Below are 21318 nucleotides of genomic sequence, written 5' to 3'. Positions count from 1 at the left end.
GAATGCGGAGTGTGAGCAACAAATAATGGCGACTGATTACGATGCGCCGCGCAAGACCGAAGAAGACCTCAGTGAGGATTCCATTGAGGCTCTGAAGGTGCGGCGTACGGAGAAGCCTTCCGCTGTGGTGGATGAAGACGAGTCCGACCTCGCCGAAGGCTACGAACTTCCCGGCGCTGACTTGTCCGGGGAGGAACTGCTGGTCCGGGTCCTGCCCGCCCAGGCAGACGAATTCACCTGTGCCTCCTGCTTCCTCGTCCGCCACCGTTCGCAGATTGCCCGAGAAAAGGACGGCCTCAAGTACTGCAAGGACTGCGAGGGCTAGGCTCCCGGCAACGGGTGCAAGTCAGGAATTGAGTGTGGCAAGCAGCTGCTCTGGGTGGCGGGTGGATGTGAGCCAGTAAGGGGTGCGGTCCGAGGGGTCCTCGATCTCGATCCGGACCACCGGATCCACCCAGCCGCGGATACATAGGAACGCCAGGCCGTTAAGGCGTGTGCCGCGTTCCGCCGTCGCCTCCTTGCCCCGGAACGCCGTCGCCTTTCCCAGGAACCCGCGTTCGATCGTGGCCCGGCCCACCTTCAGGGTGGTCTTCGTGACGGTGATCGACGGCGTGGAGAGCACCAGAAGTACAGAGATGACGACGAAGAGCACAATGGCTGCGGTGATGCCGGCCCAGATGCTGATGGGCGCCAGCATGAGGATTCCGGCGCTGGAGAGCCCCGCCGACACAAGCCAGATCCAGAAGTTCGGCCAGAGCTTCTCGGCGTACAGGACAGTGGAGTCGCTCGGGGCACTCTTGGGGGCAGGCGCAGCTGCGCTGGATTCGGGCATATGCCCAGCTTTCCATCTTTCGCGGGCTATTTCATCTCGGCTTCACCCGGCTCGAAGTCCATGCCAGCCCCGCTCCTACCCGGCGGCCCGCACGCGCGGCCGGTTGGCAGCCCGCGGGCGCGCAGGCGGCTAGGACGATACTCGTTGCTGGCGTTAGAGTGAGGGACTGTGACTGAAGAAAACACCGCCGTCGCCGGGGCCGCACCAATGGCCCGCGATGCAGAGTATGGAACGCCCACCTTGACGGTACAGCTGAAGATGCTCGACGACGGGCTCGAACCGCCGTCGTACGCGCACCCGGGCGACGCCGGCGCCGACCTTCGCGCCCGCGAGGACGTGGTCCTTGCGCCGGGGGAGCGCCGCCTGGTTCCAACCGGGGTTTCCATTGCCCTCCCTGACGGCTTCGTTGCGCTCATCCACCCCCGGTCCGGCCTCGCCACAAAGCACGGTCTGACCGTTGTGAACGCCCCCGGCACGGTCGACGCCGGCTACCGCGGAGAAATCGCGGTGACACTGCTCAATACGGACCGGGACGAGGCGATCGAGCTGCGGCGCGGCGATAGAATTGCACAAATGGTCATTCAACGCGTGGAGTATGCACGGTTCCTCCCCGTCGAGGAACTGGACGGCTCGGTCCGGGGCGGAGGCGGCTTCGGCTCCACCGGCGGTTTCGGCGGACCGGCCTGAATACAGGTTCCGGCCTGGCCATGAGGGTCATCCGGGATTCTGCAGTGCCGCACACGGCGCTGCAACAAGATCAGCGGTGCAGGGAAAATTGAGCAGGCGGCTGCCGGGTAGCGGACGGCCACGCAGGCAGGCGCCAGGATGGCGCCGCGCGGCGGCACAGGATCACAACTAAGGAGACAACCCCATGGTTTTTGGGCGTGGCAAGAAAGCCAAGCAGGAACAGCTGACAGGGCCCGATACGGACCAGGAGGCTGTTGTTGACGGCACTGCGACTGTGGACGGCACGAAGCCTGCCGGCAACGCAGCCAAGACCGCGGGCCGGGCCTCTACGGGTCCCTTCGACGTCTCGGAAATCGAGGGCCAGGACGGCTACGTGGACCTTGGTGCGCTCCTGATCACCCCCCGCGAGGGACTCCAGCTCCGCCTGGAAGTTGAAGAGGCCACCCAGCGGGTCGTAGCCGTCACGATGGACCTGGAGGGGTCGAGCCTTCAGCTTCAGGCTTTCGCTGCCCCCCGTTCAGAGGGCCTGTGGGACGAAATTCGTGAACAGATCGGCCAGTCGGTCGGCAGCCAGGGCGGCCAGGTCGAAGAGATCGAGGGCAGCTTCGGCACCGAGCTCGTGGCCAAGCTCCCTGCAGGCGGCGCGGACGGCAGCCAGGGCTACCGCGTGGCTCGCTTCATCGGCGTCGACGGCCCGCGTTGGTTTCTCCGCGGCGTCTTCGGCGGCGAGGCGGCACTGGACCGCGACTCCGCGGCCGGGCTGGAAGGGCTCTTCCGGCAGATTGTCGTCGTCCGCGGCGAGAACCCCATGCCGCCGCGCGACTTGCTGCAGCTCCGCCTTCCCAAGGACACGGCGGCCGCGCCCTCCCCGCACGCGGCCCCCGAATTCGAACAGCCCGAACGCGGACCGGAGATAACCCAGATTGGCTGAAGCCGCCGGCAAGAAAGCTACCGCCGCCGTGCCGGTCCGGGACCTGCCGGACCGCGGACGGGTGCTATGCCACGGCTTCATCGAGTCCGTCACGTACGTGCCGGCCAACCAGGTGGCCGCCTTCACCGCCATCGTGATTGATCACGACGCGCCAGCCCCGGTCTCCCGCTTCCTGGGAGCCGGCGCGAAGGGCGGCGCCGGTGCAGAAGCGGCCGGCAGCCTGCCTGCCACCGTGTCCACCCACCGCGTGCGTCCCGGCGCGCAGCGCCAGCGGCCCGCGGGCCCCAAGGACCGGCTGCGCGTCGTATGGCTGGGGCGCCGACGGATTCCCGGTGTCGACGCCGGCACAGAACTCCGGCTCGAGGGCATGGTCACCATCCGTGACGGACTGCCCACCATCTTCAATCCGCGCTACGAAATACTGTCCCGCCAGGAGGAGCAATGACCTTGCCCGAACACCCCGAGCGGGCCCCCCGGCGGGAAGACAGGGAATTGGACCCGCGGGAGCCACGGGAAGCCGCCGGCACCGACCAGGACATTTCCCGCCCCGTCGCGTCCCAGCCGACAGTCTCACAGCCCGTCGCGTCCCAGCCCGTTGCTTCGCAGCCGACCGTGGCCCAGCTTGCCGGCGACTATGCGGCAAAGGCCGGCCTGCACCGGTCGAGCAACGGCAATATTGACGTGCTTAAGAGCGCCGGCGGCATCCAGGGCATCGCGGAGAGCATCCTGCCGGGCCTCGTCTTCCTGATCGCCTTCACCATAGACCGCGAGAACCTGTCGCTGGCCGTCATCGCTTCCGTGGCGGTGGCCGCCGCCTTTACCGTGGCCAGGCTCGTCCAGCGCAAGCCTCTGACGCAGGCACTGGCGGGGTTCATAGGCGTCGGGCTTTCCGCCTGGCTCGCCACCTCGACGGGAAAGGCGGAGAACTTCTACGTCCTGGGGTTCTTCACCAACATGGGCTACATCCTCGCGATGTCCATCTCCGTCGCCGTGCGCTGGCCGATCGCCGGCCTGCTCTTCGGCTTCATCCGCAACGAGGGCCTGGACTGGCGTAAAGATCCGAAGCGGGTAAAGGCCTACGGGATCGGCACGTGGGTGATTGTTTCCGTGCTGGTCCTGCGGCTCGTGGTGCAGGTTCCGCTTTACTTCATGGGGGAAGAAGGCCTCGCCGCCCTCGCCACCACCCGGCTGCTCATGGGTGCCCCGCTCTACATCCTCGGCGTCTGGATTGCCTGGCTGCTGACCCGGCCCGCGCCGGTATTGGCCGAAACAGACGCAGAAGCCGAAACAAAATAGCTCGACCAACCGCTTGAGCTATCAGTTGTGGCTGTTCCCAGTCCTGAGAACAGCCACAACTGATAGCGCAACTGCGGTTTAAAGCCAGTCAGCCGTCGAAGCCGTCGTCTCCGGCCGGCTGGGTCACGTGGCCGTGCTGGTCCGAGGTCACCGGGTGCTGATCATCGAGCGGGGACTCGGGTGCCAGCAGGGCGCGGAGGTCGTCCTCGGCCGCGATAGTAGTCACGAAGAACAACTCGTCGCCGCCGTCGATCACGTCGTCGCGGCTGGGCGTGAGGGGTGCCTGGTCGCGCAGGATCGCCACTAAGGTGGAGTCCTCGGGCCACTGGACATCGCCCACGGTCAGGCCGATCACGTGGGAATCATGCGGGACCGTGAACTCCACCAGCGAGGACACCCCGGTCTGGAGCGTCAGCAGCCGGACCAGGTCGCCGATCTCCACCGCTTCCTCCACCAGTGCGGTCATGAGCTGCGGGGTGTTAACCGCCACGTCGACGCCCCAGGAGTCATCGAACATCCAGTCGTTCTTCGGGTTGTTGACCCGGCCGACGGTCCGCCCCACGCCGAATTCCGTCTTGGCCAGCAGTGAGACTACAAGGTTGACCTTGTCGTCACCGGTGGCGGAAACCACGACGTCGGCGTCCTCGAGTTTGGCGTCCTGCAGCGTGCTCAGCTCGCAGGCGTCACCGACAAGCCAGTGAGCGCCGCGCAGTCCGCTGCGGCCGATGACCTCCGGTTTCTCATCGATCAGCAGGATTTCGTGCTTGTGGGCCAGCAGTTCACGGGCGATCGAGGATCCGACGCTTCCGGCACCGACGATGACGACTTTCACTTAGGACTCCTTGGCGGGGGACTTGGCGAGAATATGGCCGACCTCGGAGCTGCGGTCCACGTTCAGCATGGCGTGGACGGTGTCGCCGTCCTGGTAGGACATGCCGGCGGCGGGCAGGGTCCCCTCGCCGAACCGGGTCAGATACGCGACCCGGATGCCGGCCGCTTTCTCGATCGACGCGAGCGGGTGACCGATCCAGCCGGGGTTGAGGTCCACCTCGGCGAGGACCAGGCGGCCCGAGGGCTCGCGGAAATCGCCGGCGACGTGCTGTTCCGGCAGGATGCGGCGCAGCACCTGGTCGGCGCTCCAACGGACCGCGGCCACCGTGGGGATTCCGAGGCGCTGGTAGATTTCGGCGCGGCCCGGATCGTAAATCCTGGCCACGACGTGGGGAACGTGGAAGGTCTCGCGGGCTACCCGGGTGGCGAGGATGTTGGAGTTGTCGCCGCTGGAGACCGCCGCGAATGCGTAGGCTTCCTCGACGCCGGCCCGCTTGAGGGTCTCGCGGTCGAATCCGACCCCCGTGACCTTACGGCCGGTGAAGCCCGCACGGAGCCGGCGGAAGGCACGGTCGTCTTGGTCGATAATGGCCACTGAATGGCCGGCTTCCTCGAGCGTGTGTGCCAGGGTTGCCCCGACACGGCCACAACCCATGATCACGAAGTGCGCCACATGGGCCTCCTCTTGGTTCTGCGTCTGATACTGCGTAAAACTCTACCGGCCACGGGACGCACGAAGGCCAAGGCCGCGGGCCTCCGGGCGGATCATTGCGCACGCCGACTTCGCCGTCATGACATCGCGTCCGAATCAGACTAGCTTTGTGTGGTGCTGACAATTTTCAATGCCGTGAAGCGGGTGCTGGTAGGCAAGCCCTTCCGGAACGACCGTCTGGCCCACACGCTCTTGCCGAAGCGGATCGCGCTACCCATTTTCGCCTCGGACGCACTGTCTTCCGTGGCCTACGCGCCGGATGAAATCCTCCTGACCCTGGCCCTGGCCGGCGTGAGTGCCGTCGCTATCTCGCCGTGGGTGGGCCTCGCCGTCATGGTGGTGCTCCTGACCGTCGTGGCCTCCTACCGCCAAAACGTCCACGCCTATCCCTCCGGCGGCGGCGACTACGAGATCGCCAACGTGAACCTGGGCAAGTATGCGGGCCTCACCGTGGCCGCCGCGCTGCTGGTTGACTACGTGCTGACCGTGGCCGTCTCCATGTCATCGGCCGCGACCTACCTGACCACCGCGGTTCCCTCCCTGCATGGCCAGCAGGCCGCAATTGCCACCATCGGCGTCGTGATCCTGGCCCTCGTGAACCTTCGCGGCATCCGGGAAGCCGGCAGCGTCTTTGCCGTACCGACCTACATCTTCATGGCCTCCATCCTTGGCATGACCGCCGTCGGCATCTTCCAGGCCGTGACCGGACAGCTGGGCCAGGCGCCGTCGGCGGCCTTCACGATCGTGCCGCAACCGGAATTCGATCAGGGTCTCGTCGGGCTGGCCGGCGCGTTCCTACTGCTGCGCGCCTTCTCTTCCGGCGCCGCGGCCCTGACCGGCGTCGAGGCCATCAGCAACGGCGTGCCCAACTTCAAGAAGCCCAAGAGCAAGAACGCGGCCACCACACTGCTGCTGCTCGGCGTCATTGCCTCCGCCATGCTCGCCGGCATCATCTACCTGGCCAACGCCACCAAGGTGCACATCGTGCAGGATCCGGCCACGGAATTCCTCCTGAACGGCAAGCCCCTGGAGGAGGGGTACATCCAGAATCCGGCCATCAGCCAGATTGCGCAGACCGTTTTCGGCGCGGGTTCCATCCCGTTCTACATCGTGGTGGCCGCCACCGGCGTCATCCTCGTGTTCGCCTCCAACACGGCGTTCAACGGCTTCCCGGTGCTCGGCTCCATCCTTGCCCAGGACGGCTACCTGCCGCGCCAGCTGCGCACCCGCGGCGACCGGCTGGCCTTCAGCAACGGCGTTCTGGCCTTGGCGGCGGGTGCCCTGGTACTGATCATCGCGTTCAACGCCGACGTCACAAAGCTCATCCAGCTCTACATCGTGGGCGTCTTCATCTCCTTCACGATGAGCCAGCTGGGCATGATCCGGCACTGGGGCCGGGAACTGAAACTGTCCAAGGACTCCGCCGTCCGGCTGCGCATCATCAAGTCCCGCACCATCAATACAGTGGGCTTCGGCATGACCGGCCTGGTTCTGGTGATCGTCCTCATCACCAAGTTCACGCAGGGCGCCTGGATCGCGCTGCTCGCCATGTTCGTGCTGTTCCTGATCATGTGGAGCATCCGGGCGCACTACGACAACGTGGCCAAGGAACTCGCCGTGGACGAGGACTCCTCGCCGCGCGCCCTGCCCACCCGTGTGCACGCAGTGCTGCTCGTCTCCCACGTCCGCAAACCCGTGCTGCGCGCCCTCGCCTACGCCCGGGCCTCCCGCCCGTCGCGGCTGGACGCCATCACCGTGGACATCAGCCCGGAGGAGACCGAGGCGACTGTCGCCGACTGGGAGAAACTCGAAATCCCGGTGCCCCTGACGGTGCTTGCCAGCCCGTTCCGCGAAACCGTGACTCCGATCATGGAGTACATCAAGAACATGCGCCGCGATTCGCCGCGCGACCTGATCGTGGTCTACATCCCGGAGTACGTGGTCGGCAAATGGTGGGAGCAGCTGGTCCATAACCAGACCGCCCTCCGCATCAAGACTCGGCTGCACTTCGAGCCCGGTGTCATGGTGGCCAGTGTGCCGTGGCAGCTGAAGTCATCCGAAGAAGCCAAGAAACTGCAGGACATCCAATGACCCAGGACGCCCGGACGCACACCCACACCGAGCTCGTCGTCGACGTCGGGCCTGTCGCCCACGGCGGGCACTGCGTGGCCCGGCATGAGGGCCGCGTCGTGTTCGTCCGCCACGGCATTCCCGGCGAGAAAGTCCGCGTCCGGCTCACCGATGACGGCCCGTCCGCCAAATTCTGGCGTGCCGATGTGGTGGAGGTCCTGGAACCGTCGCCGGACCGCGTACCGCATTTCTGGGACCTTGCCGACTCCGGCCGTTCATGGTCTCACCGTCATCCGCCGGTCGGCGGTGCCGAACTTGGCCACATCTCCCTGGCACGCCAGCGCAGTCTCAAGGCCGAGGTTTTGGCCGAACAGCTTAAGCGGCTGGCCGGCGTCGACCTTTCGCCCTCAGGGCAGATCACCGTCGAAGCCGTCGGCACTGCCGCCGGGGGCCACACCGCGGAAGGCGCAGCGGAGCGCACGGGACCTGACACAGGGGACGGCGATGCCGCCGTGGCCGGCCTGGGCTGGCGGACACGTGCCGCCTTCGCCGTGAACCCCGCAGGCAAGCTCGGCATGCACGCCCACCGCTCCGACGCCATCCTGCCCGTTCGGGAGATGCCGCTGGCCGTGGATGCCATCAACGCACTCCAGCTCTGGGATATCGACCTGCAGGGTATCGACCGCGTCGAGGTCGCCGCCCCGGCGAACGGCTCCCGGCCGCTCGTGCTGCTGGTGCCCGCACCGGGGACCAGGTCCAAGCGGCTCAGCAGCATCCTGGCGCAGCTGCCCGACGACGTCTCGGTGGCCAGTTTGCACCCGACCACCGGCGAGGTCCTGCAACTGCGCGGCCGCACCTATGTTCAGGAATCTGCGGCCGGCCACGACTACCGGGTCACGGGCGACGGCTTCTGGCAGATCCACCGGGACGGCCCGGACACGCTCGTCGGGGCCGTCACCGGCTTCCTGCACGACGGCGGTTACCTCGCGCCTGGCTCCGTGGTGGCTGACCTCTACGCCGGGGCCGGGCTGTTCACGGCGCCCCTGGCCGATGCCGTGGGCGTGACGGGCTCCGTACTGTCGGTGGAGGGGGCGCCGGGAACCAGCCGCGATGCGCGCAAGAACCTGCACGACGCCGCCCAGGTGGAAATTGTCCAGGGCCGCGTGGAGCGGGTGCTGCGGCAGAAACCCCGCAACTTTGACGCCCTGATCCTGGATCCGCCGCGTGCCGGGGCCGGCAAAGCGGTGGTCAAACAGCTGATCGACGCCGGTCCCCGGGCCATCGCGTATGTGTCCTGCGATCCGGCGTCGTTCGCCCGCGACCTCGGCTATTTCCGGCAGGGCGGCTGGGGGATGGCGGCGCTGCGCGCCTTCGACCTCTACCCGCACACCCACCACATGGAGACTGTGGCGTTACTGACTCCCCAACCGTGATGCTACTAGGATGGGCGTAGTAGTCCGTCGTCGCGCTCCATCACACCTGCTGTTAGTGAGACGGCTGTTCCCTGCGTTCCGTACCTGCATCGCCTACAACCATGTACTGATGCCTGTATTAGTTAGGCAGACCTAACTAGCAAGGGTTCAGCGGCGCGACAAAGATGAAACTGTTGCGAGAGGAGTCCTGCGATGAGCATTGTGGACAGCTTCGGTTCAAAAGGCAAACTTAATGTAGCCGGAACCGAATACGAAATTTTCCGGTTGAACTCCGTCGAAGGTGCAGAAAACCTTCCGTTCAGCCTCAAGGTATTGCTAGAAAACCTGTTGAGGACCGAGGACGGTGCCAACATCACGGCCGACCACGTCCGTGCACTGGCAGGCTGGGACCCCAGCGCCGAGCCCGACACCGAAATTCAGTTCACGCCGGCGCGCGTGATCATGCAAGACTTCACCGGCGTGCCCTGCGTCGTTGACCTCGCCACCATGCGTGAGGCTGTCAAGGAGCTCGGCGGTGACCCGAAGAGGGTCAACCCGCTGGCACCGGCGGAAATGGTCATTGACCACTCCGTCCAGATTGACGCCTTCGGCAACTCCGGCGCACTGGAGCGCAACATGGAGATTGAATACCAGCGCAACGGTGAGCGCTACCAGTTCCTGCGCTGGGGCCAGACGGCATTTGATGACTTCAAGGTTGTCCCCCCCGGCACCGGCATCGTGCACCAGGTCAACATCGAATACCTGGCCCGCACCGTCATGACCCGTGAAGTTGACGGCGTGGTCCGGGCGTACCCGGACACCTGCGTCGGCACCGACTCGCACACGACCATGGTCAACGGCCTGGGCGTGCTGGGCTGGGGCGTTGGCGGCATCGAGGCCGAGGCTGCCATGCTCGGCCAGCCCGTCTCCATGCTCATCCCGCGCGTCGTGGGCTTCAAGCTGACCGGCTCCATCCCGGCCGGCGCCACCGCCACCGACGTCGTCCTCACCATCACCGAGCAGCTGCGCCAGCACGGCGTGGTGGGCAAGTTCGTGGAGTTCTACGGCGAAGGCGTCGCGGCTGTGCCGCTGGCCAACCGCGCCACCATCGGCAACATGAGCCCCGAGTTCGGCTCCACCGCCGCGATGTTCCCGATCGACGATGTCACCCTCGACTACCTGCGCCTCACCGGCCGGTCCGAAGAGAACGTCGCCCTCGTCGAGTCCTACGCGAAGGAACAGGGCCTCTGGCACGATCCTTCCAAGGAGATCAAATTCTCCGAGTACCTCGAGCTGGACCTGTCCACGGTTGTTCCGTCGATCTCCGGCCCGAAGCGCCCGCAGGACCGCATCATCCTCACCGAGTCCAAGGCTCAGTTCCGCGAGGACCTGCGCAACTACGTGAAGGAAGACCTCGCTGGCGGAAGCGTCGACGAAGCAATCGACGAGAGCTTCCCGGCGTCCGACTCGCCGTCCTTCACGGGCTCGGCAAGCCACGTCACGGACCAGGCCCCGCACGCCCACGGCCCGAAGTCCAACGGACGCCCGTCCAACAAGGTCAGCGTCACCACCGCCGACGGCCGCGAGTTCGAACTGGACCATGGTGCAGTCTCGATCGCCTCGATCACGTCCTGCACCAACACGTCCAACCCGTCTGTGATGCTGGCCGCCGCACTGCTGGCCCGCAACGCCGTCGACAAGGGCCTGACCTCCAAGCCGTGGGTCAAGACTTCGGTCGCCCCCGGTTCCAAGGTTGTCACGGACTACTACAACAAGTCGGGCCTGACCCCGTACCTGGAGAAGCTCGGCTTCTACATCGTCGGCTACGGCTGCGCGACGTGCATCGGCAACTCCGGTCCGCTGGACGCCGAGATCTCCGAGGCCATCCAGGCCAACGACCTCTCGGTCACGGCTGTGCTCTCCGGTAACCGCAACTTCGAAGGCCGGATCAACCCGGACGTGAAGATGAACTACCTGGCTTCCCCGCCGCTGGTCATCGCCTACGCCCTGGCCGGTTCCATGGACTTCGACTTCGACAACGATGCCCTGGGCCAGGACGAGGCCGGCAACGATGTCTTCCTGAAGGACATCTGGCCGAACCCGGTCGAGGTCCAGCAGGTCATTGATTCCTCGATCGATAAGGAAATGTTTGCCCGCGGCTACGAGGGCGTCTTCGAAGGCGACGACCGCTGGAAGGCACTCGACACCCCGGCCGGTGACACCTTCGCCTGGGACGAGAAGTCCACGTATGTCCGGAAGCCCCCGTACTTCGAGGGCATGAAGGCCCAGCCGGAGCCGGTCCAGGACATCACCGGTGCGCGCGTGCTGCTTAAGCTCGGCGATTCCGTCACCACGGACCACATCTCACCGGCCGGTTCCTTCAAGTCGGACACCCCGGCCGGACAGTACCTGCTGGCCAACGGTGTGGAGCGCAAGGACTTCAACTCCTACGGCTCACGCCGTGGCAACCACGAGGTCATGATCCGCGGCACGTTCGCGAACATCCGCATCAAGAACCAGCTCCTGGACGGCGTCGAGGGCGGTTTCACCCGCGACTTCACCCAGGCCGACGGCCCGCAGGCCTACGTCTACGACGCCGCGCAGAACTACCAGGCCGCGGGCACCCCGCTGGTGGTCCTGGCCGGCAAGGAGTACGGCTCCGGCTCGTCCCGCGACTGGGCAGCCAAGGGCACGGCACTGCTGGGCGTCAAGGCTGTTGTTGCCGAGAGCTACGAGCGCATCCACCGCTCCAACCTGATCGGCATGGGCGTCCTGCCGCTGCAGTACCCGGCCGGCCAGAACGCCGCCAGCCTGGGCCTGACCGGCACGGAAACCTACGCTGTTGAGGGCGTCACCGCCCTGAACGAAGGCACCACGCCGAAGACGCTCAAGGTCACCGCCACGGCCGAGGACGGTTCCGTCACGTCCTTCGACGCGGTCCTGCGCATCGACACCCCGGGCGAAGCGGACTACTACCGCAACGGCGGCATCCTGCAGTACGTGCTGCGCCAGATCTCCGCGAACTAGCGGAGGTCCTCCCGCCGGGAGACACAGCAGTAGCGGCCCCGGCCGGTCATTGACCGGCCGGGGCTTCTGCGTTCCTTCGGTGTTCCTGCGCCGGTCCGGCAGCGGGCGTTCCCCGGAGGCGTTAGAGTTAAAAGGCATGTCTACCACCCGAAGGAGGGGCCGTTGGGAATCTTGGACACCATCCGGAATCCGCAGGACCTGAGTAAGTTGTCCGGGGCGCAGCTGGATCAGCTGGCAGCCGAGGTCAGGGATTTCCTGATCGGCAACGTCTCCCAGACGGGAGGGCACCTGGGCCCGAACCTCGGCGTCGTCGAGCTCACCATCGCGGTACACCGGATCTTCGATTCCCCCCGCGACAGCATTGTCTTTGACACCGGTCACCAGTCCTACGTCCACAAACTCCTCACCGGCCGCCAGGATTTCAGCACCCTCCGCCAGCAGGGCGGCCTCTCGGGCTACCCGGACCGCGGAGAATCCGAGCACGACATCGTGGAAAGCTCGCACGCGTCCTCGTCACTGTCCTGGGCCGACGGCATCTCCCGCGCCCGGCAACTGACCGGCGACGGCGACCGCTTCGTCGTCGCGGTGGTGGGCGACGGTGCCCTGACCGGCGGCATGGCCTGGGAGGCCCTCAACAACATCGCGGCGGACAAGAAGCGCCGCGTCGTCATTGTGGTCAACGACAACGGACGCTCCTACGCCCCGACCGTCGGCGGGTTCGCCGACTACCTTGCATCCCTGCGTCCCACCATCGATTCCCTCCGCGCCGCCCCCGCCTATGAAGGCACGCTCGAATGGTGGAAGCGCAGGCTGCAGAACGGCGGCCCCGCGGGACAGTTCACCTACAAGAGCCTGCACGCCATGAAGAAGGGCCTCAAGGACTGGTGGGCTCCGCAGGGCATGTTCGAGGACCTCGGCATGAAGTACATCGGCCCGGTGGACGGCCACAACCTCCAGGCCATGGAAAACGCCCTCTCCACGGCGAAGAACTATGCCGGGCCCGTGATCGTGCACGCCATGACGGAAAAAGGCCACGGTTACGCTCCGGCCCGCGCCCATGAAGCGGACCAGTTCCATGCGGTCGGGATCATCGACCCGGAGACCGGCGCCCCCGCCGAGGCCGGTGGCGCCAAGTCCTGGACGGCCGTGTTCGCCGATGAGATCGCCGACATTGCCGACGAGCGCAAGGACATCGTCGGCATCACCGGGGCCATGCTGATCCCGGTCGGGCTGCACAAGTTCGCCGCCCGGCACCCGGACCGCGTGTTCGATGTCGGCATCGCCGAGCAGCACGCCCTCACCTCGGCGGCCGGAATGGCGTTCGGGGGACTGCACCCGGTGGTCGCCGTCTACGCAACGTTCCTGAACCGTGCCTTCGACCAGCTGCTGATGGACGTGGCCCTGCACAAGGCAGGCGTCACGATCGTCCTGGACCGGGCCGGGGTCACCGGGCCCGACGGCGCGAGCCACCATGGCATGTGGGACATGGCCATGGTCCAGATCGTCCCCGGCCTCCACCTCGCCGCACCGCGCGACGCCACACGGCTGCGGGAGGAACTGCGCGAGGCCGTGGCCATCGAAGACGCCCCCAGCGTGATCCGCTACTCCAAGGGCAGCGTCGGCGCCGAGGTCGAGGCGCTCGAACGCCTGGGCGACGGCGTCGATGTGCTCGCCCGCCGCCCCGCAGGCTCCACGGAGAACGACGTCCTGATCGTGAGCGTCGGCGCCATGTCCGAACTCGCGCTGGACGTCTCCAACCGGCTCGGCGCCCAGGGGATCAGCTCCACGGTGGTGGATCCCCGCTGGGTCCTCCCGGTCCGGCGGTCCATCATCGACCTCGCCGCGAACCACCGCCTGGTCATCTGCATCGAGGACGGTGTGCGCGCCGGCGGCGTCGGCTCGCGGATCCGCCAGGAGATGCGCGCCGCCGGAGTGGATACCGCCCTCAACGAGGTCGGCCTCCCGGTCGAATTCCTCGATCACGGCACCCGCAAACAGGTCCTCGAACGCGTCGGGCTGACCGCCCAGCAGATCACGCACGACGTCGTCGCCCAGGTCCTGGGCACCAAGGTGCCGTTCGCGCGTCCCTTGCCCGGGCACGAACACCCCAGCACCGGCAGCCTGCCGCTGCTGTAGCCAGCACGTCTGTTGAGCACGACCCCGTACGGCCCCACCCTTGGCGGCGCCGTGCGGCCCAGGAAGGAACTGGCATATGAGTGGAATTATCCGGGTTTACAAACGCGACGAAGAGGGCACCCTGCAGTTCAGGGAGGCCTGGTTTGACGAGGACTACAGCCAGTTCGTGATGAACCACGGCGTCGTCGGTCACCAAAGCAAAACCGACGAGACCGACGTCGAAGACGCCGAAGTTGCCGAGCGCCTCATGGACGCCTTCGCGGTGCAATGCGCCGAGGACGGCTACGCCGAAATTCCGGACGAAGAACAGTTCTGGGTGGTGGCCCAGTACGCCCTGAAGACCAAGGAGGGGACCAGCCGCGACAAGTACCTCGAGGAGAAAGCCAAGGATGCCCTCATCAGCCATCTGGCCTGGCGGGGCCTGGGGATCGTGGACCGGAGCGAGTTTTCAGATGGCCGGCTCAACATCTTCTGCCTCACCCCGGACGTCAACAAGACGGTCAACGCCATCAAGGTCTGCATCCGGGGCGAGGACCTGGACTTCACCAAGCTGAGCATTGGGGCCGCGCCGTTTGGCGAGGAGACCTTCAAGCTCAAACACTCACCGAAACCGGCCAGCAGCTTCACGCTCTAGCCAACACCGGCAAGGAGCCCTGCACGGCTCGCATCAGTTTGGGGGCAACCGACTGAAAGGCAACGCAATGACGCGAAAATCCTCTCAACCAGGCAGCACACCGCTCCCCGCGGGACTGGCGGCGCCGGCGCGCAAGTCGCTCGCGCACGCGGGGGTGGAAACCCTCGAGCATCTCGTGGAGCTTGGCCGTCGCCGGCTTGCCGGGATGCCGGGCGTCTGCCCGCGCACCCTCGCGCAGCTCCAGGACGCCATGGACGAGCACGGCCTGGAACTGCCCGCGGGATAGCCGTGACGGCGGCGTTGGACGGGACGCCCGACCGGCCGTTATAGGGTAAATCCATGACTGAATACCGCCGTGTGGGAAATTCCGGACTATCCGTCTCGGTCGTGGGACTTGGCTGCAACAACCTGGGCCGGCCCGGGACCGTGACGGAATCGCAGGAGGGCACGGACGCCGTCGTGCATGCCGCCCTGGACGCCGGGATCACCTTCTTCGACGTCGCGGACACCTACGGCCGGGAACCCGGACTCAGCGAGACAATGCTGGGCAGGGCCCTTGGCTCACGCCGGGACGACGCCGTGATCGGCACGAAATTCGGCATGGACATGCGCGGCGCCAACGGCGAGGACTTCGGCGCCCGCGGATCCCGCCGCTACATCATCAAGGCCGCGGAAGCCTCGCTGCGCCGGCTCGGCACGGACTGGATCGACCTCTACCAGTTCCACACCCCGGACCCGCTGACGCCCATCGATGAGACGCTCTCAGCCCTCGAGGACCTCGTGACCAGCGGCAAGGTCCGCTACATCGGGCACTCCAACCGGGCTGGTTGGCAGATCGCCGAGGCCGAGTTCGTGGCCCGCGCCCGCGGGGGAGTGCGCTTTATCTCCAGCCAGAACCACTACAACCTGCTGGACCGCCGTGCGGAGCTTGAGGTGACCCCCGCCGCCGAGGCCTACGGCCTGGGCGTCCTGCCGTATTTTCCCCTCGCCAATGGCCTGCTCACCGGCAAGTACTCCGCCGGCCGCGCTCCCGAGGGCTCCCGGCTCAGCCACACCCGCACCAACCTGGTGAACGACGCCGACTGGGAACAGCTGGGTGCCTTCGGCGACTTCGCTGCCGCCCGCGGTCTCACCGAGGTCCAGGTGGCGTTCTCCTGGCTGGCTGCCCAGCCGTCCGTCAGCAGCGTCATCGCCGGTGCCACTACGCCGGAGCAGGTGCGCCAGAACGCCGCGGCCGTGGCCTGGAAGCCCAGCCCTGCCGAGCTCGCCGAGCTGGACGACATCTTCCCGCGCACGCCCAAGGTGGCACTGTTCTGACCAATCAAGCCTCGAGCGATCCGGCGCTGAATACCCAATCGATCCTCATGGACGTCGACACCGGGATCGACGACGCGCTGGCACTGGTCTATCTGCTGTCCCGGCCCGACGTCCGGATCCAAGCCATCACCTGCACCGCCGGGAACGTCGGGGCGCGGCAGGTGGCGTTGAACAACCTGGCCCTGCTGGAGTTGTGCGGCCGCCAAGGCATCGAGGTGGCCATCGGCGCCGAAGTTCCGCTGGAAATCCCGCTGGTCACCACCGAGGAGACCCACGGGCCGCAGGGAATCGGCTACGCCGAGCTGCCGGCGCCGGTCCAACACATCTCGGCGCGGCACGCCGTCGACGTCTGGGTGGAGGAGGTGCGGGCACATCCGGGGGAGATCACCGGACTGATCACCGGCCCGCTGACCAACTTTGCTCTCGCCCTGCGCCGCGAACCGGAGCTCCCTCTGCTGCTGAAGGGGCTCGTCATCATGGGCGGCAGCTACTACTACCAGGGCAACACCACCCCGACGGCCGAATGGAACACCTCGGTGGACCCGCACGCCGCTAAGGAAGTGTTCGCCGCCTACCGCGGGCTGCCCGAGGACAAGCTGCCGATCGTCTGTGCGCTGGAGACCACCGAGCGGATCGAGATGCAACCGGAGCACTTGCGGCGCTTGAGCGAGGCCGCGGGCGCGCCGGAGCCTGAACTGGTCCTCCCGGAGCAGCCCGGGGGCCTGCGCAGCCGGTCCGGGAACCCGCTCGTCGCCTGTCTGTCCGACGCCCTGCGCTTCTACTTCGAATTCCACCGGCTCTACGACCAAGGCTATGTGGCGCACGTGCACGACGCCTTCGCGGCGTGCGTTGCCGCGGGACGCACACCGTTCACCACCCGCCCGGCCACGGTCGACGTCGAATCGGACTCTCCGCTGCTGATCGGCACCACGGTGGCAGACTTCCGCGGGCTCTGGGGGCTGCCGCCCAACGCCAGGATTGTGTCCGATAACCACCCCGAGCGCTGCTTCGACGAACTGATTTCCTCAATTGGTGCCCTTGGACGCGCCGTGGGTGCGCGGTCGCCGGGCACCTGAGGCGTTCCGCCTGAGGCGGGGCGGCCAGTGGGTTCCCGTGCGGGTCCGCGGATCGCTAGGATGGTAGCTGCGCCGAGGTGACATGAGGCGGATGTTGTCGCACCCACCCAAAGGAACACCTCCCATGTCACAGCCAGCTCTTACGGTCACGGACCCTGGACAGGCGGCCGGCCGCGGTCGCCGCCTGCTCGAAATCGCCGGCGCCGCATCCATCGCCGCCACCTACGTCTTCCTGGTGCTGACCCAGCCCGCTGACATTGCCAACGGCCCGGCAAGTTTCTCGGCCCTCGTGGCCCTCGGGGGCTTCCTGCTCGGCGCTGTGCTGCTGATTGTCGCCGTCCTGCCGGTCCTTCCCACTTCCACTCTGGTCCTCATCCCCGTGGCACTTGTCCTGAACGTGGTCCTCGGACAGCTCATGGGCAGCACCGGCCTGCCGTTCTACATCGACGCGATCGGCACCGTGCTGATCGGGGTCCTCGCCGGCCCGGCCGCCGGCGCCGCCACGGGTGCGCTGAGCAGCATCGTCTGGTCCTTCTTCAACCCCACGGTCCTGCCGTTCGCCGGCGGCGCCGCCCTCATCGGCTTCCTCGCCGGCATGGCTGCCCGCGTCGGCCTGTTCCGCCGCTTCTACCTCGCACCCGTGGCCGGCTTCATCACCGGCATCCTCGCGGGCGTCGTCTCCGCCCCGATCGCCGCCTTCGTCTTTGGCGGCACGTCCGGCCTCGGCACCGGTGCGATCGTCAGCGCCTTCCGCGCCATGGGGGACACCCTCCTGGCCGCCATCACCAAGCAGGCCCTGATTTCGGACCCCATGGACAAAGCGATCGTCTTCACCATCGCGGCGCTGCTGGCCTACGCCCTGCCCCGCCGCACCACGTTCCAGTTCCCCTTCGTCCGGCGCTTCCGCGTACTCGCCGGCAAAGCCCCGTCGGCGCCCGACGCCTGAACAATGACGCTGTGACACTGCGGCCCTGATCCTATGACCCTGCGCCTTCACCCCTTCACCGCGCTGACTGCGGCGGCCTGTACTGCCGTCATCACGACGGCGGCAGCCAGCTGGCCGTTGTCCGTCGCCGTCGGACTCGCCTCCGCGGTCGTCGCGGTGCGCCGTGGAGTCGCGGGGCGGGTCCTGTCCGCCGCGGCGGTGATCCTGGTGCCCCTGTTCCTGTCCTTGCTGGTGCTGCACGGGCTCTTCTTCCCCGAAGGCCATACTGTCCTCGCTGCGTGGGGACCGGCACGGGTCACCGCCGAGGGCCTGCGATTTGCGCTGGAGCTCGGAACCCGGACCGCCGCCTGCGTCCTGGTGTTCCTCCTCTTTTCCTTCACGGTGAGCGTTCCGGACCTCGTCTCGGCCCTCTCGGCCCGCCGGATCCCGCCGCAGTTCGGGTTCGTCCTGGCCTCCACCCTGACCCTCCTGCCTGCCGTCGCGGGCCGCCTGGACCGGATCCGGCAGGCCCAGGAAACGCGCGGGATGGTGATCCGCGGCGGCCTGTGGTCGCGCGCCGGCGCGCTGCGCCTGCAGATGATTCCGCTGGTTCTGGCCCTAATGGACGACGCCGGCAGCCGCGCCCAGGCGCTCGAGGCCCGCGGGTTCGGCAGCCCGGGACCCCGCACCAGATACCGCGACGTCGCCGACCCGCCTGCCCAGCGGCTCTTCCGGGCCGCAGCATTCGTGCTCGCTGCCGCAGCCGTCGCTGCGCGGCTCGTTGTCTCCTGGCCTGCCGGAGGCCCGTCGTGACGGCGGCCACCCGCACGGCTCTCCGGGCGCGGATTGATGCCTTCACGTTTCATGGCGAGAGCCAGCCGGCGCTGCGCGATGTAACTCTTTCAGTCACGCCCGGCTCCCTGACCGCCGTCCTGGGCGGCTCCGGGAGCGGAAAGTCCACGCTCGGAAAACTGCTGGCAGCCTGGCTGCGTGCCGGCCAGGCGGGGGAGTTCCGCGGCAGCCTCGAGCTCGACGGCACCCGACTGGAGTTCGCAGGCGCGCCCGGCGACCCGCGGATCAACCCGGCCGAATGGTCCCGCCGCGTGGCCTTTGTCCCGCAGGACGCCGCCTCGATGCTTTCCACGGTGCGCGCCACAGTCGCCGAGGAGCTGGCCTTCGGCCTGGAACTCCGCGCGACGCCACGGGAGGACATGCTCCGCGCAGTCGAGCGCACTGCCGCGCGGACCGGCCTGTCCGGGCTACCGGACCGCGACCCGGCCACCCTCTCCGGCGGCGAGCTGCGCAGGCTCGCCGTGGGCTGCGCCGTCATCACCGAACCGGACATGCTCATTCTTGACGAGCCGCTGGGATCGCTGGACGCGGCCGGAGCCGCCCGGATCGAGGACTTGGTACGCAGCCTCTGTATGGCCGGGACCGGCGTCGTCCTGCTGAGCCAGTCTGCCGACCGGCTTGCCCGCGAAGCCACGCACTGGACCGTCCTCGACGCCGGGACAGTCACCGCCGCGGGGGCGCCGGCACAGCTGATCGGCTCGGCCGAGCTGGAACACGCCGGGGTGCTTGTGCCCGGAACTCACCGCCCTGACGCCGGCGCAGTCCCCGGTCCGGGCCCGGCGTCTCCCGCCGTACCTGGACCCCGGTCGGCAGCGCTCGAACCATGCCTTGAACTATGCGGCGTCGGGTTCGGCTACGGCCAGGACCAGCGGCGGCGCGGGACCGGTCCCCGGCAACGGGTCCTGCGGGACGTGGACCTCGCCGTTCACCAAGGCGAGATCATCGCCGTGACCGGTCCCAACGGAGCCGGCAAGTCGACGCTATTGCGGCAGTTCAATGGTCTGTTACGGCCTTCGGAGGGGGAGGTGCTGGTCTGCGGGCGCAGCATTGCCGGCGTGCCGGTCGGAACTGTCGCGGCCTCGGTAGGCCTGCTGTTCCAGCACCCCCGGGACCAGCTCTTCGAACGGACTGTCCTGCGGGAAGCCGCCTTCGGCCTCCGGCAGCTCTTCGGCAAGGCTGAAGCCGAGGGCAGGGCACGGGCGGCGCTGGACGCCGTCGGGCTTTCCGCCACTGCCGGGGCGGTCCACCCGGCCGAACTGTCCGCCTCACAGCAGCGGCTGCTCGCCCTGGCCACGGTCCTGGCCCGCGAACCGGCAGTGCTGGCCCTGGACGAGCCCACCGTGGGGCTGGACCGGCACGGACTCGAACGGCTCGGCAGAGCCGTCGACGCCGCGGCGGCGCGGGGGACCGCCGTCGTAATGGTCACCCACGACCTCTCCTACGCTCGCGCCACCGCGCACCGGATCCTTGAACTCGACGGCGGGAGCCTGCGGGAGCTCTGACGGGCGGGGCTTGTGACCCTACCGGGCGGTCGGCCAGTAGCCGAGCATTGGGCCATGACCACCACACCGGACGCCGCCCCGGCCACGAGTGCCGCAGTGCCGGCCGTCCTGACGATTTCGTCCGGTATATGGCTGGTGATCGGGGCAGTAGGAACGCTCTGGACACTGATGGGGTTGCTCATGATCCTGGCCTTCGGCGGGATGGTCGCCCCGGCGACGTACCTACCGGCCCTGGCGCTCAACGTTGCCAGTGCCGCAGCGTTTGTGGCCGGTGCTGTGTTCGCCCTGCTCCTGAGACGGGGCCGGCGGCTGGCACGCGTCGTCCTGTCGGCGTATCCGGTGATCCTTCCGGCGCTCTTCTTCGTCCGCGGCGGTCCCTCAGCCGGCGAAGTGCCATGGGGGGACGTTCTGCTGTCTCCCATCGGTGCGATGGGTGTGGTTGCGGTCGTGGCCACGGTACTCATGTGGCTGCCGCCGGCCAACGCCTATTTCACGCGCTGCGCTGCGCAGACGCTGGAAACATCAGCCGGTTCGGAGCCCCCGCCCTACCGCGTGCCGCCAACCGTGGTGGCATCGGTCTGGATCCTGGTCGTCGCCGGCGTTGTTGCCGCGCTGCAGGCGGTGCTGGGGCTGGTCCTCCTTGCGGGAAGTATTGGTTCAGGCGGAAACACGACTCCGGCGCTGGTGCTTTGGCTGACGCTTGCCTCGGTGGCGGCTGCAGACCTCGCCTGTGCCGGGGCGGTCCGGAGTGGAAGACCGTTCGTTCGGCCCATCGTGACCCTTATTCCGCTGGCGGGCCTCGCCCTTGTCGTACTGGCCACGATCGCCGGCTTTGCGTCCTTATCCGCCCAGAGTCCGGCCGCCCCGGGAGGCCTGCTGTCAGGGATCCTCCTGACGGTCTCCACCCAGGGTCTGCCGCTCATCGCCGGCCTCGTTCCTGCGGTCCTTGTCTGGCTGCCCTCTGCCGGTCGACACTTCCACCGCGTCGCGGTGGCTGTTCCGGCCGGCACAGGAGGCCTTGATGCGGCGCCGCCACCGCCCGCACCCGGGTAGGCTGCGGACAGCGGCGGCGGCTCTG

At 67.5% G+C, this 21318-nt stretch carries 20 protein-coding genes; 17 read left to right on the top strand and 3 right to left on the bottom strand.

What is annotated here, in order from left to right; all coding sequences use genetic code 11:
* The first annotated feature begins 25 nt into the window (after positions 1-25).
* Positions 26-325 (top strand): DUF4193 domain-containing protein, encoded by a 300-nt coding sequence (locus ACVWZ7_RS03350; protein ID WP_091255680.1) that lies wholly within the window; start codon positions 26-28, stop codon positions 323-325.
* Positions 326-346: 21 nt separating this feature from the next.
* On the opposite strand, the gene ACVWZ7_RS03345 is transcribed toward ACVWZ7_RS03350, so the two are convergent.
* On the bottom strand, positions 347-832 hold the full coding sequence (locus ACVWZ7_RS03345; protein WP_456506980.1) for a DUF3093 domain-containing protein: 486 nt from the start codon (positions 830-832) through the stop codon (positions 347-349).
* A gap of 168 nt (positions 833-1000) precedes the next feature.
* Here ACVWZ7_RS03345 and dut point away from each other — a divergent pair, with 168 nt between their 5' ends.
* From dut to ACVWZ7_RS03325, 4 genes are all read left to right on the top strand, one after another.
* Positions 1001-1519: a dUTP diphosphatase gene (dut, locus tag ACVWZ7_RS03340; RefSeq protein ID WP_116768189.1), complete on the top strand. Its 519-nt coding sequence runs from the start codon at positions 1001-1003 to the stop codon at positions 1517-1519.
* A gap of 184 nt (positions 1520-1703) precedes the next feature.
* The gene (locus tag ACVWZ7_RS03335) at positions 1704-2450 is read left to right on the top strand and encodes a DUF3710 domain-containing protein (protein WP_116768188.1); all 747 of its coding nucleotides are present in this window, start codon (positions 1704-1706) and stop codon (positions 2448-2450) included.
* Positions 2443-2895, top strand: a complete 453-nt coding sequence (locus ACVWZ7_RS03330; RefSeq protein WP_116768187.1) for a hypothetical protein — start codon at positions 2443-2445, stop codon at positions 2893-2895. The genes ACVWZ7_RS03335 and ACVWZ7_RS03330 overlap by 8 nt, the downstream gene beginning before the upstream one ends.
* Positions 2892-3746, top strand: a complete 855-nt coding sequence (locus ACVWZ7_RS03325; RefSeq protein ID WP_456506979.1) for a DUF3159 domain-containing protein — start codon at positions 2892-2894, stop codon at positions 3744-3746. The genes ACVWZ7_RS03330 and ACVWZ7_RS03325 overlap by 4 nt, the downstream gene beginning before the upstream one ends.
* A gap of 88 nt (positions 3747-3834) precedes the next feature.
* Here the strand turns inward: ACVWZ7_RS03325 and ACVWZ7_RS03320 are convergent, their stop codons facing one another.
* Both ACVWZ7_RS03320 and ACVWZ7_RS03315 read right to left on the bottom strand, forming a co-directional pair.
* Positions 3835-4578, bottom strand: coding sequence for a potassium channel family protein (locus ACVWZ7_RS03320; RefSeq protein ID WP_456506978.1), 744 nt, complete (start codon positions 4576-4578; stop codon positions 3835-3837).
* The gene (locus ACVWZ7_RS03315) at positions 4579-5250 is read right to left on the bottom strand and encodes a potassium channel family protein (RefSeq protein ID WP_344365688.1); all 672 of its coding nucleotides are present in this window, start codon (positions 5248-5250) and stop codon (positions 4579-4581) included.
* Between the two features lie 153 nt (positions 5251-5403).
* Between ACVWZ7_RS03315 and ACVWZ7_RS03310 the strand changes: the two genes are divergently transcribed.
* From ACVWZ7_RS03310 to ACVWZ7_RS03255, 12 genes are all read left to right on the top strand, one after another.
* On the top strand, positions 5404-7380 hold the full coding sequence (locus ACVWZ7_RS03310; RefSeq protein WP_202615915.1) for an APC family permease: 1977 nt from the start codon (positions 5404-5406) through the stop codon (positions 7378-7380).
* On the top strand, positions 7377-8792 hold the full coding sequence (locus tag ACVWZ7_RS03305; RefSeq protein WP_456506977.1) for a class I SAM-dependent RNA methyltransferase: 1416 nt from the start codon (positions 7377-7379) through the stop codon (positions 8790-8792). Before ACVWZ7_RS03310 ends, ACVWZ7_RS03305 begins: the two co-directional genes overlap by 4 nt.
* Before the next feature lie 192 nt (positions 8793-8984).
* Entirely contained in the window at positions 8985-11798 is a 2814-nt protein-coding gene (locus ACVWZ7_RS03300; RefSeq protein ID WP_116768182.1) for an aconitate hydratase, read from the top strand.
* A gap of 162 nt (positions 11799-11960) precedes the next feature.
* On the top strand, positions 11961-13934 hold the full coding sequence (dxs, locus tag ACVWZ7_RS03295; protein ID WP_456506976.1) for a 1-deoxy-D-xylulose-5-phosphate synthase: 1974 nt from the start codon (positions 11961-11963) through the stop codon (positions 13932-13934).
* Positions 13935-14010: 76 nt separating this feature from the next.
* The gene (locus tag ACVWZ7_RS03290) at positions 14011-14568 is read left to right on the top strand and encodes a hypothetical protein (RefSeq protein WP_116768180.1); all 558 of its coding nucleotides are present in this window, start codon (positions 14011-14013) and stop codon (positions 14566-14568) included.
* Positions 14569-14635: 67 nt separating this feature from the next.
* The gene (locus tag ACVWZ7_RS03285; RefSeq protein ID WP_116768179.1) at positions 14636-14854 is read left to right on the top strand and encodes a helix-hairpin-helix domain-containing protein; all 219 of its coding nucleotides are present in this window, start codon (positions 14636-14638) and stop codon (positions 14852-14854) included.
* 53 nt (positions 14855-14907) lie between these two features.
* A complete protein-coding gene (locus ACVWZ7_RS03280; protein ID WP_456506975.1) occupies positions 14908-15885 on the top strand; it encodes an aldo/keto reductase in 978 nt (325 codons plus the stop codon).
* A 47-nt stretch (positions 15886-15932) separates the two neighbouring features.
* Positions 15933-16961, top strand: a complete 1029-nt coding sequence (locus ACVWZ7_RS03275; protein ID WP_456506974.1) for a nucleoside hydrolase — start codon at positions 15933-15935, stop codon at positions 16959-16961.
* Positions 16962-17085: 124 nt separating this feature from the next.
* The gene (locus ACVWZ7_RS03270) at positions 17086-17907 is read left to right on the top strand and encodes an ECF transporter S component (protein WP_456506973.1); all 822 of its coding nucleotides are present in this window, start codon (positions 17086-17088) and stop codon (positions 17905-17907) included.
* A 33-nt stretch (positions 17908-17940) separates the two neighbouring features.
* Positions 17941-18699, top strand: a complete 759-nt coding sequence (locus tag ACVWZ7_RS03265; RefSeq protein ID WP_456506972.1) for an energy-coupling factor transporter transmembrane component T — start codon at positions 17941-17943, stop codon at positions 18697-18699.
* Positions 18696-20240 (top strand): ABC transporter ATP-binding protein, encoded by a 1545-nt coding sequence (locus tag ACVWZ7_RS03260; protein WP_456506971.1) that lies wholly within the window; start codon positions 18696-18698, stop codon positions 20238-20240. Before ACVWZ7_RS03265 ends, ACVWZ7_RS03260 begins: the two co-directional genes overlap by 4 nt.
* A gap of 54 nt (positions 20241-20294) precedes the next feature.
* Positions 20295-21293 (top strand): hypothetical protein, encoded by a 999-nt coding sequence (locus ACVWZ7_RS03255; RefSeq protein ID WP_456506970.1) that lies wholly within the window; start codon positions 20295-20297, stop codon positions 21291-21293.
* Positions 21294-21318 lie beyond the last annotated feature (25 nt).

This window comes from Arthrobacter sp. TE12232, assembly GCF_054062615.1.
The sequence above is the reverse complement of the archived record's forward strand: the minus strand, read 5'-3'. Positions and strand labels throughout refer to the sequence as shown.

What these genes read in the sequence shown, in the direction of transcription:
- ACVWZ7_RS03265 (WP_456506972.1), top strand. Translation starts at nt 17,941, where the DNA reads ATGACCCTGCGCCTTCACCCCTTCACCGCGCTGACTGCGGCGGCCTGT.
- ACVWZ7_RS03350 (WP_091255680.1), top strand. Translation starts at nt 26, where the DNA reads ATGGCGACTGATTACGATGCGCCGCGCAAGACCGAAGAAGACCTCAGT.
- ACVWZ7_RS03300 (WP_116768182.1), top strand. Translation starts at nt 8,985, where the DNA reads ATGAGCATTGTGGACAGCTTCGGTTCAAAAGGCAAACTTAATGTAGCC.
- ACVWZ7_RS03325 (WP_456506979.1), top strand. Translation starts at nt 2,892, where the DNA reads ATGACCTTGCCCGAACACCCCGAGCGGGCCCCCCGGCGGGAAGACAGG.
- ACVWZ7_RS03305 (WP_456506977.1), top strand. Translation starts at nt 7,377, where the DNA reads ATGACCCAGGACGCCCGGACGCACACCCACACCGAGCTCGTCGTCGAC.
- ACVWZ7_RS03280 (WP_456506975.1), top strand. Translation starts at nt 14,908, where the DNA reads ATGACTGAATACCGCCGTGTGGGAAATTCCGGACTATCCGTCTCGGTC.
- ACVWZ7_RS03275 (WP_456506974.1), top strand. Translation starts at nt 15,933, where the DNA reads ATGGACGTCGACACCGGGATCGACGACGCGCTGGCACTGGTCTATCTG.
- ACVWZ7_RS03270 (WP_456506973.1), top strand. Translation starts at nt 17,086, where the DNA reads ATGTCACAGCCAGCTCTTACGGTCACGGACCCTGGACAGGCGGCCGGC.
- ACVWZ7_RS03345 (WP_456506980.1), bottom strand. Translation starts at nt 832, where the DNA reads ATGCCCGAATCCAGCGCAGCTGCGCCTGCCCCCAAGAGTGCCCCGAGC.
- ACVWZ7_RS03255 (WP_456506970.1), top strand. Translation starts at nt 20,295, where the DNA reads ATGACCACCACACCGGACGCCGCCCCGGCCACGAGTGCCGCAGTGCCG.
- ACVWZ7_RS03335 (WP_116768188.1), top strand. Translation starts at nt 1,704, where the DNA reads ATGGTTTTTGGGCGTGGCAAGAAAGCCAAGCAGGAACAGCTGACAGGG.
- ACVWZ7_RS03290 (WP_116768180.1), top strand. Translation starts at nt 14,011, where the DNA reads ATGAGTGGAATTATCCGGGTTTACAAACGCGACGAAGAGGGCACCCTG.
- ACVWZ7_RS03285 (WP_116768179.1), top strand. Translation starts at nt 14,636, where the DNA reads ATGACGCGAAAATCCTCTCAACCAGGCAGCACACCGCTCCCCGCGGGA.